The sequence below is a fragment of the Mesorhizobium sp. M0500 genome, from assembly GCF_040321165.1.
Lineage (GTDB): Bacteria > Pseudomonadota > Alphaproteobacteria > Rhizobiales > Rhizobiaceae > Mesorhizobium.
On the sequence record NZ_JAMYRB010000021.1, the window covers coordinates 11866 to 26696 of the forward strand.

Here is a 14831-nt window from a genome sequence, read left to right on the forward strand (position 1 = left end):
TTGCTAGCGGACGGCCCCCGGCTTTGTTCGAGGCGATCATGCCCTTCCGTGTCTTTCGTATCAGCACCAACCTCCTCGCCATCCTGGTGGTGCTGGCACCGGTCACCCTGATCATTTATCAGAGTTTTCTGTCCGCGCCTTTCTTCCAGAAAACCGCGCATCTGTCGCTGAACGCCTACAGCTTCATCCTCGCGGACGCGGATTTCTGGCTAGCGCTGACGACTTCGCTCAAGCTCGCGGTGGGCATGACGGTGATCGCAGTTCCGGTGGGAATCCTGCTGGCGTTCATCATCGTGCGCACCGACGTGCCGGGCAAGCGCTGGCTGGAGCCGATCATCCTGATCCCGGTTTTCATGTCGGCGGTGGTGCTGGCCTTCGGCTATGTGATGACACTGGGACCAGTCGGCTTCGTCTCGCTGGCGGTCAAGTCGATGATCGGCTACGTGCCCTGGAATGTCTATTCGGTGACATCGATCGCGATCATTGCCGGGCTCACCCATGTCCCACATGTCTATCTCTATGCATCGGCGGCGCTCCGCAACGTTGGCGCCGACCTCGAAGAGGCGGCACGCACCGCCGGCGCTGGCCCTTGGCGCGTCGCCGCCAGTGTGTCGCTGCCCATGGTGATGCCGGTGGTGCTCTATGCGGCGGTTCTGGTGTTCTTCCTCGGTTTCGAACTTTTCGGCCTGCCGCTGGTGCTTGGCGATCCGGAAGGCGTGCTGGTTCTCGCCACCTATCTCTACAAGCTCACCAACAAGCTCGGTGTTCCTTCCTACCAGTTGATGGCCGTAGTGGTGGTGGCGATCATCATGATCGCGCTGCCGCTGGTGGTGCTGCAGCGCTACATGCTGCGCAACGCCAGCCGCTATGTGTCTGTCAAAGGCAAGGGCAGTCGGCACAACCCCATCCGGCTGGGCGCTCTTCGCTGGCCGGCCTTCGCGCTTGTGGTGGCCTGGTTCGCGGCCACCGTGATCATACCGGTGGGCGGCGTCGCAATTCGTTCACTGGTGACAAGCTGGGGCGTCGGGGTGAATATCTTCCAGGTGCTGACGTTGGATCACTATCGCGATCTCGCTGACTATCCGAATGTCATCAGCGCCATTCTCAACACGGTCGGCGTCGCGGTGGTCGGCGGCGCGGCTTCGATCGCGGCCTATACTGCCGTGGCACTCGCCGGTCACCGCTCGAACGCACCCCTGACCAAAGTCGTCGATTACGTGGCCATGATACCGCGGGCGATGCCGGGCATTGTGGCTGGCCTTGCCATGCTGTGGATATTTCTCTTCTTCAAGCCGATCGCACCCCTGCGTGCCACGATGATCTCGGTATGGCTCGCCTATACCATTGTGTGGTTCGCCTATGGCATGCGGCTGATTTCCGGAACGCTCCTGCAGATCGGCAAGGAGCTCGAGGAAGCCGGCCGGTCAGTTGGCGCCAGCGAGGGCCGGGTCGCCAGGGACATCACGCTGCCGCTCATCCGCGGCGGCATGTTCTCAGCCTGGCTGTTGATCTTCCTGATCTTCGCCCGTGAATATTCGACGGGCGTCTATCTGCTCGGACCGGGAACCGAAGTGATCGGCTCGCTCATGGTTTCCCTTTGGGGCACCGGCGCGATCGATCTGGTTTCCGCTCTCGCCGTCATCAACACCGTCATCATCGTGACCGGTCTTGCCCTCGCAATGCGCTTTGGAGTCCGCCTCAATGACTGATATCATCATAGACGGCCTGCGCCTCAGTTACGGCACCCTCGAGATCCTGAAAGGTGTGTCCTTTTCGGTCGAACCGGGTCAGATCGTCGCCTTGCTCGGCGCGTCCGGGTCCGGCAAGACGACGCTCTTGCGAGCGGTCGCCGGTCTGGAGACACCCAACAGCGGCAAGATACTGCTCGGTGACAAGCCGCTTTTCGATGCCGGGCAGAACATCAATCTGGCGCCGGAAACGCGCGGTCTCGGGCTGGTATTCCAGTCCTATGCGCTGTGGCCACATCGGACGGTGTCCGAGAATGTGGGTTATCCCCTGAAGCTGCGCAAAGTGTCCCAGGCAGATGTTGCGAGCCGCGTCCAGAAGGCTTTGGACAGCATCGGCCTCGGCAAACTGGGCGAGCGCTATCCGCATCAGCTCTCCGGCGGACAGCAGCAGCGCGTGGCGCTGGCCCGTGCGCTGGTCTATGAGCCGAACGTGATTCTGCTCGATGAGCCGCTGTCCAATCTAGACGCCAAGCTACGCGAAGAAGCGCGGATCTGGCTGCGCCGCCTCATCACCAATCTCGGGCTATCGGCGCTGTGCGTCACCCATGATCAGGTGGAAGCGATGGCGCTCGCCGACCGCATCCTGCTGCTCAACGGCGGCCAGATCGAACAGGACGGAACGCCCAAGCAAATCTACAACAAGCCGAAGAGCCTGTTTGCAGCAGAGTTCATGGGTGCCAGCAATCGCCTTGACGGCGTGGTCACCGCCATCAACGGCAACCGTGCGGAAATTGTCGCCAACGGCATCCATCTTGTGGGCAGCGCCCAGCAGGAGCTGACCGTCGGCGCCAAAGTCACCGCACTCGTCCGGCTTGAGCGGGTGACGTGGTCCGGGGAGGACGGGCCTGGACGTATCGCCATGACCTGCGTCGAGAGCCTTTTCCTTGGCGATCGGCATGAAGTCATTTTCGAAAGCAATGACCTGACAATCCGGACCTATTCCCGGGACGCCCTTCCGTCCGGCCAATACTATGTCGAGTTCCCGTTCGAGGATCTGATGGTCTTCGCGGCGGAATGAACTTCGGCTTCACTACGAAGAGGATCATTCTTGCCAACCGGCATAAACATCCTCGAGCGGCTGACCTGCCATCGGTAATTTCCTCCATCTGAGATTAAAGTCCGGCCTCGATTGAAGGGCGGACTGATGAAGAGAATGCGGTTTACGCAAGAGCTGATCATCGCGGTCCTGCGTGAGCATGAGGCGGGGCAAAAGCGGGCGACCTGGCGCGCAAGCATGGGATCTGCGAGGCGGTTAGCCTTACACACGTGTCGAAGGCGTGTTCGCTTGCGCATCACCGGGTATCAAAGCTAATGAAACCCGGAGAGGACTTGGCTGCTTCTGCAGGTGAAAAGTGCTGACTTTCTCATGGTTCTATCTCGCGTCGTGCCTGCTTGCGCTTCTAGCGCTCGTCGCCGTTCTCGAACTCGGACTGCTTCCGGCACTGCTTTCGGGCCTTCTCGTGTTCAACATCGTTCATTTCGCCGCACCGATGCTCCATCGAATCGGCGTCTCCAACAGCCTGACGAAAAGCCTTGCGCTGACCTTGGTGGCATTGATCTTCACTCTCCTGGTAGCCGCCGCTATCTTTAGCGGCATGTCGCAATTGACTGGCGGTTCGGAGAACGTCGTGACGCTCCTCAAGAAGATGGCCGAGATCATCGATACCGCGCGCGTCCATCTCCCATCCTGGGCGATGGCCTATTTTCCGTCGAACATCGAGGAACTGGAAGTCTTCGCGGCCCGGTGGCTCCGCGAACATGCCGGCCAGCTTCAACTCGTTGGGCGGGATGTTGGCGTCCTGGTGGTCCACATTGTCGTCGGCATGGTGATCGGCGGCTTGATCGCGGTGAGCTCGGCGGCGCCATCGCGCGAGCCCGGCCCACTGGCGGTCGCGCTGGCGGATCGTGTCAACATTCTGAGCAAGGCCTTTCGCAACATCGTGTTCTCGCAAATCCGGATTTCGGCGTTGAATACGTTTCTGACGGCGATCTATCTCGTCGCTGTTCTGCCGTCCTTCGGCATCGATCTGCCATTCATCAGGACAATGATAGCGCTGACTTTCGTCGCTGGCCTTCTGCCGGTCATCGGCAATCTGATCTCCAACACGGTGATCGTGGTTGTCAGCCTCAGCATCTCCTTCCTTGCAGCGCTCGGCTCGCTTGCCTTTCTCATCATCATTCACAAGCTCGAATACTTCGTAAACGCCAAGATCATCGGTTCGCGGATCAATGCGCGTGCCTGGGAGCTTCTTCTGGCGATGGTTTTCATGGAAGCCTGGTTCGGTATGCCGGGTCTTGTCGCCGCGCCGATCTATTATGCCTATCTGAAGGCTGAACTGACGATGCGCGGGCTAATCTAGGGTTAGGGCAGGTGGCGATTTGACGATGCAAGCAAGGTTGCCGGGAAACCGCGCAAATTTGGCCACTCGCTGAACAGCACCATCTTGGTTAGTGAACCCTCAGGAGTTTCGTGACTGATTTGAAGGCCCCCGTTTAATAGCACGCCCCCTGCAAAGACATTAGACAGCGCTAAAACGTAAATTGTCCGGAGGCATGTAATCTGCTAGTGTTTGATCACCGACAAACGGCTCTGGAAAGCCGTGCGTCGGACATCATGCACAAGATCAACTCAAACCGGAGAACGGCCATGAAACGGCTTCTGACGGTCGCTGCCCTTTTGGCGGCAGGCAGTTTGGCTACGATGCAAGGCGCAGCCGCCGACGACGCTGCGATGATCAAGAGCGCTGAATCTGCTGCACCACCTGCCGTGGCAAGCGGCGCTGCGGTCTACGCCGCGGATGAAAAGGGCGCCATGCGCACCCTGCGCGAGGGCAAGAACGGCTTCTGGTGCATGCCAGACAGCCCGTCCACGCCCGGCCCGGACCCAATGTGCGGCGATGCCAATGCGATGGAATGGGCGATGGCATGGATGGAAAAGAAGGAACCGCCCAAGGGCAAGGTCGGCTTCATGTACATGCTGTCCGGCGGTACCGATGGCAGCAACACCGATCCCTATGCGACGAAGCCCGAGGAAGGCAACAATTGGATAGAGACCGGCCCGCATGTGATGATCGTCAACGCAATGGACATGATGCAGGGCTATCCGACGGACCCCAAGCCTGACACATCCAAGCCCTATGTGATGTGGCCGGGCACTCCATACGCACATCTCATGATCCCGGTTAAGTAGCTGAAATGGAGTCACGCGGGCGCCAACGCTTGTTTCGCCCGCGCTTGTCCTGATAATTACAAACGCTTGCGGCGTCCGTGACCTTCAATCGAGAGTCTCGGCGGTCGGTAGCGTGTTGGCCTGATCTCCCATCACTTCCGGCAAATGGAAAGTTTCGTGACAGCTCGAACAGTGGCGGCCCTGCAATACCAAATATTCGTATATTCGTCAGGAAGTGCATAGTCTTTGATGACCGTCGTCGCGGGAGGAGTTCGCGTTGAACCGGACTATCCGAATGATCGCCACAGTTGCGCTGTGGAGCGTGCCATTATCCGGCCAGGCGCTTGCGCATGCTCGATTGGTCGAGGCTACTCCAGAGATCAATAGCACCATTGCCGCTCCGCCCACTGAGATTCGACTGCGCTTTAGCGAACCCATTGAGGCTCGATTCTCGGGCATCGATCTTTCGGGGCCGGATGGTGCGAAGATCACCACGGAGATCGCGGTGCAGGATAAGGACATGGTGGCACCTGTATCAAGGTCCCTTGCGCCGGGTGTTTATCAAGTTGATTGGCACGCGCTGTCAGCAGACGGGCACAAGGTGAAGGGCAATTTCAAATTTGAAGTCAGACCGTAGAAATGGACGTTGATGGCACTCTGGCCTTCGCCCGGTGGGTCTACTTCCTCTCAGTGATGATTCTATTCGGGTCGGCACTCTTCCCTTTCTATGCGCTAGGCAGAACCGCGGCTCCCGCGCTTGCGCCTCTACCCCGTAACATCAATCCTGCCCTCGCACTTGCGGCCGCAATCTTCGCGGCAATTTGGCTGCTGTGCTTTACGGCCGGGCTCTCCGGACGCGAGGGTATGGTTGACACCTTGCGCGGCGTCCTCATGGAAAGCGACTTCGGAACTGTTTGGTTTGTTCGCCTTTCGCTCGTTCTCCTGCTCCTGGTGATCAGTTTCTCGGGGCGGCCCGAATTGATCGTCGGGCCGGCTTTCTTGCTACTGACCTGCGAGGGTTGGCAGGGCCACGCGGCGGCGTTGGGCCTTCTAGGCTCACTGACTCAAGCTCTCCATGTTGCAAGTGCCGGGGCGTGGATAGGTGGCCTCCTGCCCCTCGGCCTGCTTATCGCGGCAGCACAGCGGCATCCATCCGAAGTCGCAGGCGTGGAAACCGTCCTGTGGCGCTTCTCCCGCTTTGGTATGGTGGCGGTTGCGCTCATTTTTTTGACGGGCGCCATGAACACTTGGCTCGTGCTTGGCTCGTTCCCCGATCCGCGCAACAGCTACGGTCGAATTCTCCTGTTCAAGATCAGCCTATTCGTCGCGATGGTCAGTTTGGCGGTCTACAACCGATACGCCCTGGTCAGCCGCATGAAGTCCGAACCGGCCAAAAGCTTGGGCACATTATCTCGCAACGTTGCGCTGGAGCAGATCATCGGGTTTGGGGTGCTTATGGATGTAAGCGCGCTGGGGCTTATGGATCCGTACGCGTGACGCGCTGACTTTGCAATTATCCGCTGGCAACGTTTCTGCAATTCGCGATCGACACTCACCTCTATCCGCCTGGCGCACAGAGTGGCTGGCCGGTCTGGCTGCCGATCTCAACCAACGTCGGGACGTGTGGAGCGCGGATATATGCCTGCCACCTAGACACGATTCCATGCGTAAACGAGTAACTGCCAGCCCCAGCCGGCCAGCGTTCATCGCTCCTTTGATCCCCACCCTGGTGGAGAAGCCTCCCGAGGGCCGAGGGATGGACACACAAGTTCGACGGCTACCGCGGGTCTTCAATGCGGACCGCGTCGGAGAATAACTGGCGAATGATACTACGGGGCGACGGCGCAGCCGCCGACAGTCGGATGGAGGTCGATCTCGTCGCAGCCGCTGGGCCCGCTAAATGGCATTCTTGACTAACGTGCCAGAGGGTCCATTTTTTGACCCTGCGGTGTGCTGATGTCGAAGCCCCTCTTTATCCCGGCGCTCGCTGCTATATGCCTGAGATCGCCGCTGGTGCGTGCCGGTAATGTCGATCTGGCGTTGGAAGCTTTTTGGTATTTGTCTTGCCCATGGACCTGACTTCGAACGAACCGTCGCTGCGGCCAGGAGACGCGGATGGACTCCGTTGTCCGGCGACGCAGCACTTGCCCCCGTCGATGACGTAGACGCCTTCCAGGGCTGCGAGGCGACCGGTGACGACCTCCCGGCCAAAACCATGATCGGGGTGACGTGCAAACTTGCTCCATAAAGCTATTCGATGTCGACCGCGCGCCATTCAAGGAGCGTTTCTTCGCCCGGACGGATGCCGAAACAATCGGCGAGGACAGAAACGGAATGCAAGTTTCCAAACTCTACATATTGACAGCCGGCAATCGCAAGCAGCTTGTCCATTTGACGTTCCCGAGGTCCGGAATCACATCGAACACGGTCATTGCAAGCTCGATCGCCGACGACTAGGGCGGATCAGCTGGTGTTATCTGCACGGGACGCGGGGCTTTTTGCGTTTGCAAGGAACTCGCGATAGGAATGCTCTGAATCGATCTGGAGCAGCAAATTGAGCGATCGGCAAAAGATCATCTGGATGATAGTGGTGGCAATCCTTGCTGGTATCGCGGTGATCATGCTCAAACATTGGCTGAAGGGCGACCTTGGGTAGCTGCCTCCTTAAATGAAGCGACACAGCCCTGATCGATCAAGGTTGGGCTTTGGCCCGTCCCATTTCGGCCTGCTTGCAATGGCAGGTGTCCTGTCTGATGCGGAATCGACGAGCGAAATGTGAGCGAAAAATGCAACTGACAGGCATGGTATCAGGCGCGCTGTTGCTCGCTTCCGCCGCGGCAGCGAACGCCCATCCGCATGTGTTTGCCGAAGCGACGCTGGACCTGACCGTCGGTCCAGACAGAACGCTCAAGTCGCTTCGGCATCTCTGGCGTTTCGACGACCTCTTTTCCAGCACCGTGCTGATGGAATTCGACAAGAATTCCGACCTTGTCCTTGATGCCAAGGAACTCGATGAAGTCGCTCTCACCGTCCATGCGTCGTTGGCCGAGTACAACTACTTTCAGATGGTGACCTTGAACGGCAAGGACGTGACGATGGCGCCACCGCCGAAGTTCAGCGTCAGCTATGAAAACGATCAACTCGTCGTCCAGTTCGAAACGCAGCCGAAGGACCCGTTGGCCCTTGCTGGAAAAGTCAGCATCGGTGTCTACGATCCGACCTTCTACACGGCAATCGATTTTACCGACGACGACAAGCTTGCGGTGGCCGGTCTGCCGCAAGGCTGCTCACGTTCCGTCGTCCGTCCAGATCCGGACACGGCCATCGCGCAGAACCAGAAGAGCCTGACAGACGCGTTCTTCAGTGATCCGACGGGGACCGATCTCGGCAAGATTTTCGCGACGCGCCTCGAATTGACGTGCGGCTGACCCGGAGCCGGTTCGATGGCCATGTTCCAGACGCTGGTCGAGTTCCAACGCACGATCTACCTGGCGCTGGCCGAGCAGATCAAACTGCTTGCGGCCGGCGGCGGTTGGCTGGCGTTCACGGCCTTTCTGCCCATGGGCATTCTGTTCGGTGCGGCGCATGCGCTGACGCCGGGCCATAGCAAGGCTGTCCTGGCCACCTATCTGGCAGGATCGGACGCCAGCGTCCGGCGTGGGCTTCTGGTGTCGCTGACACTCTCCTTCACGCATGTAACGATTGCCGTGCTGATCGCGGCGCTCTCGTTGCCGTTGGTATCGATTGCCCTGGGCAGTGTTGGCCGCGCCCCGCTGCTGGAAGACGTCAGTCGGGGCCTGCTTGGCCTGATCGGCATTTGGATGCTCTGGCGCGCATTGAGCCACGGCCATCACCACAAGCATGAGGGCGAGGCCGTCGGCGTCATGGCCGGCCTGATCCCATGCCCGCTGACGCTTTTCGTGATGACCTTTGCGATATCCAGGGGCGTTCCGGTCGCCGGCATTCTTTTCGCAATCACCATGATGGCCGGCGTGGCGCTGACGCTGTCTTGCGTTGCGGTGCTGTCGATCCTGTTTCGTGAACGTCTGGTGCATTTTTTCGATAGCCGGCCACGCCTGTTCGATGCCATTTCCCGAGCCATTGAGGGCGCTGCCGGCTTGGCGCTTGCCGGCGTAGCCGTTTGGCAGATCACGTCGGGCTGAAATGCCGTGAACCAGATCGAGCGGTGGATCAAGACCCGTTTACCTGAAGGTCAGCCGTGTCTTCCTCGCGGCGCAAAGCTTCGACGTGCATCTGCGCTCGTCGGTGGAACAGACGGATAGGTGACGCCCGACGCTCGAAGTGGCGCCGGGCGACCCTGTATGCGCTAGATCATACGCTTGATGTCGATGTAGTCGCCTTCAGTCTGGATCGTCAGGGTCACGTCGCTGCCACCGCGGTTGCGCCAGAACCAACCGTGATTTCCATCGAAGGCGGCTTCAATGGCACCTTCGTCAGCTGGAACGCTGCGACCCTTTTCATAGCTGACGGACTGACCGCCGCCATCGCCGTGCGTCTCGAAGTTCACCACGCCACCGTCAGCTGTCCAGGAAAAGTTTGCCTTGGCGCCCTGCCGCATCACGAGCTTGACTTCGGCACCCTGGCCTGGCGCCAACGTGAAGGATAGCTCGTCTTGCCTTCCATCTGGGCGGATCGGGGCTTCCGAGGTTGCTTCGGTGGCAGGCGTTGTAGCAATGGCCGGAGCCTCGGCAGGAGCGATCTCTCCAACTGTCACATTGTCTTGGGATACCGCCTCCCCAGTTGGCGACGGCTGCAAAGCAGGCCGTTCGGCGGTCAGAGCGACGAGGAGGTTTTCAATTCGGTCCATGCGCGCCATCAATTCGGCCGGAGGGACCATTTGCGTCATCCGCTCGGTTGGTGCCTTCGCGCTGGCCATTTCGTCGGCTGCCGCCTCGGCTGCCAGCTGTGTCTTGATTTCGCCCATTCTGGTGAGGCCGAGCAATCTGCCTGCTCCGGTCGGGTCGATCGCATACTCGGACGGCATGACGACCGTGATGAGCAAGGCGAACGCCGTCAGCGCGGCAATGAAGGTGGAGCGCTTCAGCTGCGCTGACGTCGGCAAATCGGCGCGGCTGGGAAGGTCGGTGTTGTACATGATTCGGTTCCTTATGCGGCGACGAACAGGCCAGTGAGCTGATATCCGATCAGCAGGAATCCGGCCGTCATCATGATGACGTTTGCGGTATAGGCGTGGCGCCAGAAGCTTCGTGTCCGGCGCCAGCAGCCCATCACGATCAGGATGGCGCCAAGAGCCAAGAGCTGCCCGATCTCGACGCCGACATTGAAGGCCAAAAGGTTGGGCACCAGGCCGTCCGACGAGATGTTGTATTCGATGATCTTCGTCGACAGGCCGAAACCGTGGAAGAAGCCGAAGACCAGCGTCGCGATCTTGGTGTTCGGCTGGAAGCCGAGCCATCGCTGGAAAGCGCCCATATTGTCGAGCGCCTTGTAGACCACGGACAGGCCGATGATCGCGTCGATGATGTAGCTGTTGATGCCGACGTTGAAGTAGACGCCAAGCAGCATGGTCGTGGAGTGGCCGAGCGCAAACAGGCTGACATAGATGCCGATGTGCTTCATCCGGTAGAGGAAGAAGATCACGCCGAACAGGAACAGGATGTGGTCGTATCCGGTCACCATGTGCTTGGCGCCGAGATAGATGAAGGGCAACACGTTGATGCCCGAGATTTCCTGGATGTAGCCCTTGTCGCCGGCGGCGACGGCATGGGCAAAGGCTGCCCCGGCGAGCAGCGGCAGGGTCAGCAGAGCGATAAGCAGGGGCAGGGCGGGTCGCCAGTGGCCCCGGTCGAAGGGTTCTTGCATAAAATTTCCAATCTTCGTCGTTGAGGGTGGCCGCGCGAGCGGCCGCGATCATGCGGCGAGGAATGGTCTCGGCGGTCGCTCGAGCCGGAATGTCGTGCCCGGATCGACGGAAGTCGGCGGGTAATTCAGCCAGCCCCGTCCGACCTGTGGAACGGTCGGTGCGAAGTCGGCTGGCGTGCTCGCCGTCTCGTGCGAGTGGTCGGCCGCATTGTGCCCGTGAAAATGGCCAGCGCTCTGCTCGTCGGCAACGCCGTCATCGTGTGCGTGGTCATGATCTTCGATCTGCGCGGCGGCTCCGCCGTGACGTTCAACCGCGGTGGCAATCGCGATCGGATCGTGTGAGGTCGAATAGCCGAAAGGACGCAGCACGCCGAACATCATCGCTAAAGCGATGACCAGACAAAAAACTGTGCTGTGGATCCGATTCGGCATGAACGGCGATTATTCTCCAAAATCCTAACGAATGGTTGTTGACTGCACCGGAATCGAGGCCTCTTTGAGGCTTGTTGTATCCCCTCCAAGAGGATAGTATCAAGAGATGAGCAAGCAGCCTCATACCCACGAAACCCATCCCGATATCGTCAAGCGCCTGAAGCGGGCTGGCGGACATCTCAAGGGCGTCATCGACATGATCGAAGCGGGCCGGCCCTGCCTCGATCTTGCCCAGCAGCTCCATGCTGTCGAGAGGGCCATCGCGCAAGCCAAGAAGACCCTGATCCAGGATCATCTCAACCATTGCCTTGAAGACGTCGTCGGGCCGCTGGCGCGCGAGCAGCGCCGCTCGATCGACGAGTTCAAGGATATCACCAAGTACCTGTGAGAGAACACCATAATGGATAAGATACGCGACTGGTTCGGCTTCGGTCCGATGACGCAGGGCTTCGGCGGCCATGGACATGATCATGGTGATGGTGATGGCGGCCATGGCCACACCCACGGCGTCATCGATCCGACAATCGCCACGACGACGCGCGGTATCTGGGCGATCAAATGGTCATTCGTCGTTCTGGCCATTACGGCAGCACTTCAGCTTGTGGTCGTGTTCCTCTCCGGCAGCGTGGCGCTGCTGGCCGACACCATCCACAATGTCGGCGACGCGGTCACCGCCGTCCCGCTGTGGATCGCCTTCATGCTGGTCCGCCGCAAACCGAGCAAGACGTTCACCTACGGCCTGGGCCGCGTCGAGGATCTGGCCGGGATCGTCATCGTTCTCATCATTCTTTTCAGCGCCATCGTCGCTGGTTACGAGGCGATCGACCGGCTGATCAATCCGCGACCCATCGCGTTTCTCGGCTGGGTCGCCATCGCCGGTCTGATTGGCTTCCTAGGCAACGAAGCGGTCGCCGTGTTTCGTATCCGCGTCGGCCGTGAGATCAACAGCGCGGCGCTGATCGCTGACGGCTACCATGCTCGCACCGACGGCTTTACCAGCCTGGCGGTCGTGCTGGGCGCTATCGGCGTCTGGCTGGGCTTTCCGCTTGCCGATCCGATCATCGGACTGCTGATCACCGCGGCGATCTTCGCCATCGTCTGGCAGTCGTCGAAAGCCGTGTTGACGCGCATGCTCGATGGTGTGGAGCCCGGCATCATCGACGAAATCCATCATGCCGCCGAACATGTGTCCGGCATCGAGCGCCTTGGAAGTGTGCAGGCGCGCTGGATCGGCCATCGCCTACATGCCGACGTCGCCATCAGTGTTCCGGATGCGGCGACGGCCAAAGACGTACTGGGCGTCAGCGAAGCCCTTAAGGAGGAACTGTTCGCCCACTTGCCGGCGTTGGCGGAGGCGAATGTCCGCCTCGAAAGCTCAGCCGGTTCGACCGCCAAGCGGGGGGAAACCTCTCATGCTCATCATCATGCACCGGAGCCGTTCAAGGTCGTATGCGAGCTGGCTGCAGGGACATTGGAAATCGTCGATACGCCCGGCGGTGAACGGATGCGGCTAACCATCGATCGCCACGCCGATGATTTGACAGCGACTGTGATCATCGACCGACCCGAAGGGCCAGAGATGCTTCGCCTCGAGCCCGTCGCTGACAACCATCATCGGCTTGAGAGCACCATCGCCCCTGCCGAGCCGCATGAGTTCCAGGCGAGGTTGATCCTGGCCGCGAAGGGTCGCGAGCAGGTGCTGCCGTTCAAGATGGTCGAGCCGGAAGGTCACCATCACTGAGACAGGCAGGCCGTTCGCGCCAGTTCTCGACGAACCGTCATCCGCTGCAAGAAGACAAATATGCTTCAGGTCCTGGCCAATCGCACTTACCGTCATCTCTTCCTGGCCCAGGTCATCGCCCTGATCGGCACCGGCCTTGCCACCGTGGCGCTCGGGCTGCTGGCCTATGATCTTGCCGGCGCCGACGCCGGCGCGGTGCTCGGCACGGCGCTCGCCATCAAGATGATCGCCTATGTCGGCGTGGCGCCTGTCGCCGCCGCGTTCGCCGAGCGCCTGCCACGCCGCACCATGCTGGTTTCGCTCGACCTCATCCGGGCTGTGGTCGCGGTGTTCCTGCCCTTCGTTACCGAAGTCTGGCAGGTATATCTTCTCATCTTCGTCCTGCAGTCGGCGTCGGCAGGCTTCACTCCGGCCTTCCAGGCCTCGATCCCTGACGTGCTGCCCGAGGAGAAGGACTACACGCGGGCCCTGTCGCTGTCGCGACTGGCCTACGATCTGGAAAGCGTCGTCAGTCCCATGCTGGCGGCGGCGCTGCTTTCCGTCATCAGCTTCCACGGCCTGTTCGCCGGTACGATTGTCGGCTTCCTGGCGTCCGCGGCGCTGGTCGTCTCCGTGGTGCTCCCCAGCCCGCAAGCCTCGGAGCCGCGCGGCATCTATGAGCGCACGACGCGCGGAATCCGCATCTATCTGGCGACGCCGCGATTGCGCGGGCTGCTGGCCCTTAACGTTGCCGTCGCGGCGGCAAGCGCGATGGTGATCGTCAACACGGTCGTCCTGGTGCAGGCGCAGTTCGGCCTCTCGCAAAGCGACACGGCGCTGGCGCTCGCAGCCTTCGGCGGCGGATCGATGATTGCAGCCCTTGCCCTGCCGCGGCTGCTGGAGAACGTCCCGGACCGGGTTGCGATGCTCTCGGGCGCCGCGATCCTGGTCGCGGGCGTGCTGGTAGGACCGCTCGCCGGCAGCTACTATCTGCTGCTGCCGCTCTGGTTCGTGCTGGGGCTCGGCTATTCGCTGGCGCAGACGCCTTCGGGCCGATTGATCAGGCGTTCCGCCGATGCCGTCGACCGGCCCGCTCTGTTTGCTGCCCAATTCGCGCTTTCGCATGCCTGCTGGTTGATCACCTATCCCATTGCCGGGCTCGTCGGTGCGGCGATGGGATTGCCCTTCACCTTCATTCTGCTCGGCGTCATAGGCGCCGCTGCTCTGCTTGCCGCGATCTGGCTCTGGCCGAAACATGATCCCGACGTGCTTGTGCATACGCATGTCGATCTGCCAGAGGACGACCGTCATATTGGGGACGCGGTATGGTCGGAAGCGGGTTATGAGCATTCGCATGGCTACGTCGTCGATGATCGGCACCCGAAATGGCCCAAGACAAGCTGAGAGCTCGAAATGTCTGGCGAGTTCGCCATCTATGGCGGCCTATTTCTGACCGCGTTCGCTGCGGCGACCATCCTGCCGATGCAATCGGAAGCAGCCCTTGCGGGACTGCTTCTGACAGAAAGCTATGCTCCGGCTCTGCTCATCGTCTCCGCAAGCGCAGGCAATGTGCTCGGCTCCATCGTCAACTGGTGGCTCGGCCGCGGCGTCGATCGCTTTCGCGACCGCAAATGGTTCCCGGTGAGGCCCTCCGCACTGACGCGCGCGACGCGATGGTATCAGCGCTATGGACGATGGTCGCTGCTGTTGAGCTGGCTGCCTCTCGTCGGCGATCCGCTGACGGTCGTGGCGGGGGCGCTGCGGGAGCCATTCTGGAGCTTCCTTGCGATCGTCACGATCGCGAAGGTCGGCCGCTACCTCGCGCTGACGGCGATGACGCTGAGCTGGACTTAGCGCTTGTCGAGACCCGCGCCGGCACCGCGACATTACGCAGGATGGCGCTTTCCTTTGCCAAGCG

At 60.5% G+C, this 14831-nt stretch carries 16 protein-coding genes; 12 read left to right on the forward strand and 4 right to left on the reverse strand.

What is annotated here, in order from left to right:
* The first annotated feature begins 38 nt into the window (after nt 1–38).
* From NKI70_RS26410 to copD, 6 genes are all read left to right on the forward strand, one after another.
* Nucleotides 39–1709 carry an ABC transporter permease gene (locus NKI70_RS26410; RefSeq protein WP_352693728.1) on the forward strand — a complete coding sequence of 557 codons (1671 nt, stop codon included), beginning with the start codon at nt 39–41 and terminating at the stop codon, nt 1707–1709.
* Nucleotides 1702–2766, forward strand: coding sequence for an ABC transporter ATP-binding protein (locus NKI70_RS26415; RefSeq protein ID WP_352508357.1), 1065 nt, complete (start codon nt 1702–1704; stop codon nt 2764–2766). Before NKI70_RS26410 ends, NKI70_RS26415 begins: the two co-directional genes overlap by 8 nt.
* Nucleotides 2767–3100: 334 nt before the next feature.
* Nucleotides 3101–4108: an AI-2E family transporter gene (locus tag NKI70_RS26420; RefSeq protein WP_352725346.1), complete on the forward strand. Its 1008-nt coding sequence runs from the start codon at nt 3101–3103 to the stop codon at nt 4106–4108.
* Between the two features lie 254 nt (nt 4109–4362).
* Entirely contained in the window at nt 4363–4938 is a 576-nt protein-coding gene (locus NKI70_RS26425; protein ID WP_352725348.1) for a hypothetical protein, read from the forward strand.
* Between the two features lie 274 nt (nt 4939–5212).
* The gene (gene copC, locus NKI70_RS26430; protein WP_352577935.1) at nt 5213–5554 is read left to right on the forward strand and encodes a copper homeostasis periplasmic binding protein CopC; all 342 of its coding nucleotides are present in this window, start codon (nt 5213–5215) and stop codon (nt 5552–5554) included.
* Between the two features lie 2 nt (nt 5555–5556).
* On the forward strand, nt 5557–6414 hold the full coding sequence (copD, locus tag NKI70_RS26435; RefSeq protein ID WP_352623823.1) for a copper homeostasis membrane protein CopD: 858 nt from the start codon (nt 5557–5559) through the stop codon (nt 6412–6414).
* A 753-nt stretch (nt 6415–7167) separates the two neighbouring features.
* Here the strand turns inward: copD and NKI70_RS26440 are convergent.
* The gene (locus NKI70_RS26440; protein WP_352577933.1) at nt 7168–7308 is read right to left on the reverse strand and encodes a hypothetical protein; all 141 of its coding nucleotides are present in this window, start codon (nt 7306–7308) and stop codon (nt 7168–7170) included.
* Nucleotides 7309–7703: 395 nt separating this feature from the next.
* Between NKI70_RS26440 and NKI70_RS26445 the strand changes: the two genes are divergently transcribed.
* On the forward strand, nt 7704–8345 hold the full coding sequence (locus NKI70_RS26445) for a DUF1007 family protein (RefSeq protein ID WP_502898290.1): 642 nt from the start codon (nt 7704–7706) through the stop codon (nt 8343–8345).
* 21 nt (nt 8346–8366) lie between these two features.
* Nucleotides 8367–9080: a HoxN/HupN/NixA family nickel/cobalt transporter gene (locus tag NKI70_RS26450; protein ID WP_352452073.1), complete on the forward strand. Its 714-nt coding sequence runs from the start codon at nt 8367–8369 to the stop codon at nt 9078–9080.
* A gap of 164 nt (nt 9081–9244) precedes the next feature.
* Here NKI70_RS26450 and NKI70_RS26455 read toward each other — a convergent pair whose 3' ends face one another.
* Genes NKI70_RS26455 through NKI70_RS26465 form a run of 3 tightly spaced genes read right to left on the reverse strand, consistent with a single transcriptional unit; the run spans nt 9245 to nt 11142 of the window.
* Nucleotides 9245–10033 (reverse strand): hypothetical protein, encoded by a 789-nt coding sequence (locus NKI70_RS26455; RefSeq protein ID WP_352725350.1) that lies wholly within the window; start codon nt 10031–10033, stop codon nt 9245–9247.
* 11 nt (nt 10034–10044) lie between these two features.
* Nucleotides 10045–10761 (reverse strand): HupE/UreJ family protein, encoded by a 717-nt coding sequence (locus NKI70_RS26460; RefSeq protein WP_352725352.1) that lies wholly within the window; start codon nt 10759–10761, stop codon nt 10045–10047.
* Between the two features lie 48 nt (nt 10762–10809).
* The gene (locus NKI70_RS26465; RefSeq protein ID WP_352725354.1) at nt 10810–11142 is read right to left on the reverse strand and encodes a hypothetical protein; all 333 of its coding nucleotides are present in this window, start codon (nt 11140–11142) and stop codon (nt 10810–10812) included.
* A gap of 157 nt (nt 11143–11299) precedes the next feature.
* Between NKI70_RS26465 and NKI70_RS26470 the strand changes: the two genes are divergently transcribed.
* From NKI70_RS26470 to NKI70_RS26485, 4 genes are read left to right on the forward strand one after another with little or no spacing between them, the layout of a single operon-like run.
* Nucleotides 11300–11581 carry a metal-sensing transcriptional repressor gene (locus tag NKI70_RS26470; RefSeq protein WP_352725356.1) on the forward strand — a complete coding sequence of 94 codons (282 nt, stop codon included), beginning with the start codon at nt 11300–11302 and terminating at the stop codon, nt 11579–11581.
* Between the two features lie 9 nt (nt 11582–11590).
* Nucleotides 11591–12934 (forward strand): cation diffusion facilitator family transporter, encoded by a 1344-nt coding sequence (locus tag NKI70_RS26475; RefSeq protein ID WP_352725383.1) that lies wholly within the window; start codon nt 11591–11593, stop codon nt 12932–12934.
* 60 nt (nt 12935–12994) lie between these two features.
* On the forward strand, nt 12995–14317 hold the full coding sequence (locus NKI70_RS26480; RefSeq protein ID WP_352725358.1) for an MFS transporter: 1323 nt from the start codon (nt 12995–12997) through the stop codon (nt 14315–14317).
* Between the two features lie 9 nt (nt 14318–14326).
* Nucleotides 14327–14767 (forward strand): YqaA family protein, encoded by a 441-nt coding sequence (locus NKI70_RS26485; protein WP_352693712.1) that lies wholly within the window; start codon nt 14327–14329, stop codon nt 14765–14767.
* Nucleotides 14768–14831 lie beyond the last annotated feature (64 nt).

What these genes read in the sequence shown, in the direction of transcription:
- NKI70_RS26460 (WP_352725352.1), bottom strand. Translation starts at nt 10,761, where the DNA reads ATGCAAGAACCCTTCGACCGGGGCCACTGGCGACCCGCCCTGCCCCTG.
- NKI70_RS26465 (WP_352725354.1), bottom strand. Translation starts at nt 11,142, where the DNA reads ATGATGTTCGGCGTGCTGCGTCCTTTCGGCTATTCGACCTCACACGAT.
- NKI70_RS26415 (WP_352508357.1), top strand. Translation starts at nt 1,702, where the DNA reads ATGACTGATATCATCATAGACGGCCTGCGCCTCAGTTACGGCACCCTC.
- NKI70_RS26450 (WP_352452073.1), top strand. Translation starts at nt 8,367, where the DNA reads ATGTTCCAGACGCTGGTCGAGTTCCAACGCACGATCTACCTGGCGCTG.
- NKI70_RS26485 (WP_352693712.1), top strand. Translation starts at nt 14,327, where the DNA reads ATGTCTGGCGAGTTCGCCATCTATGGCGGCCTATTTCTGACCGCGTTC.
- NKI70_RS26425 (WP_352725348.1), top strand. Translation starts at nt 4,363, where the DNA reads ATGCACAAGATCAACTCAAACCGGAGAACGGCCATGAAACGGCTTCTG.
- NKI70_RS26455 (WP_352725350.1), bottom strand. Translation starts at nt 10,033, where the DNA reads ATGTACAACACCGACCTTCCCAGCCGCGCCGATTTGCCGACGTCAGCG.
- NKI70_RS26440 (WP_352577933.1), bottom strand. Translation starts at nt 7,308, where the DNA reads ATGGACAAGCTGCTTGCGATTGCCGGCTGTCAATATGTAGAGTTTGGA.
- copC (WP_352577935.1), top strand. Translation starts at nt 5,213, where the DNA reads ATGATCGCCACAGTTGCGCTGTGGAGCGTGCCATTATCCGGCCAGGCG.
- NKI70_RS26480 (WP_352725358.1), top strand. Translation starts at nt 12,995, where the DNA reads ATGCTTCAGGTCCTGGCCAATCGCACTTACCGTCATCTCTTCCTGGCC.
- copD (WP_352623823.1), top strand. Translation starts at nt 5,557, where the DNA reads ATGGACGTTGATGGCACTCTGGCCTTCGCCCGGTGGGTCTACTTCCTC.
- NKI70_RS26410 (WP_352693728.1), top strand. Translation starts at nt 39, where the DNA reads ATGCCCTTCCGTGTCTTTCGTATCAGCACCAACCTCCTCGCCATCCTG.
- NKI70_RS26445 (WP_502898290.1), top strand. Translation starts at nt 7,704, where the DNA reads ATGCAACTGACAGGCATGGTATCAGGCGCGCTGTTGCTCGCTTCCGCC.
- NKI70_RS26470 (WP_352725356.1), top strand. Translation starts at nt 11,300, where the DNA reads ATGAGCAAGCAGCCTCATACCCACGAAACCCATCCCGATATCGTCAAG.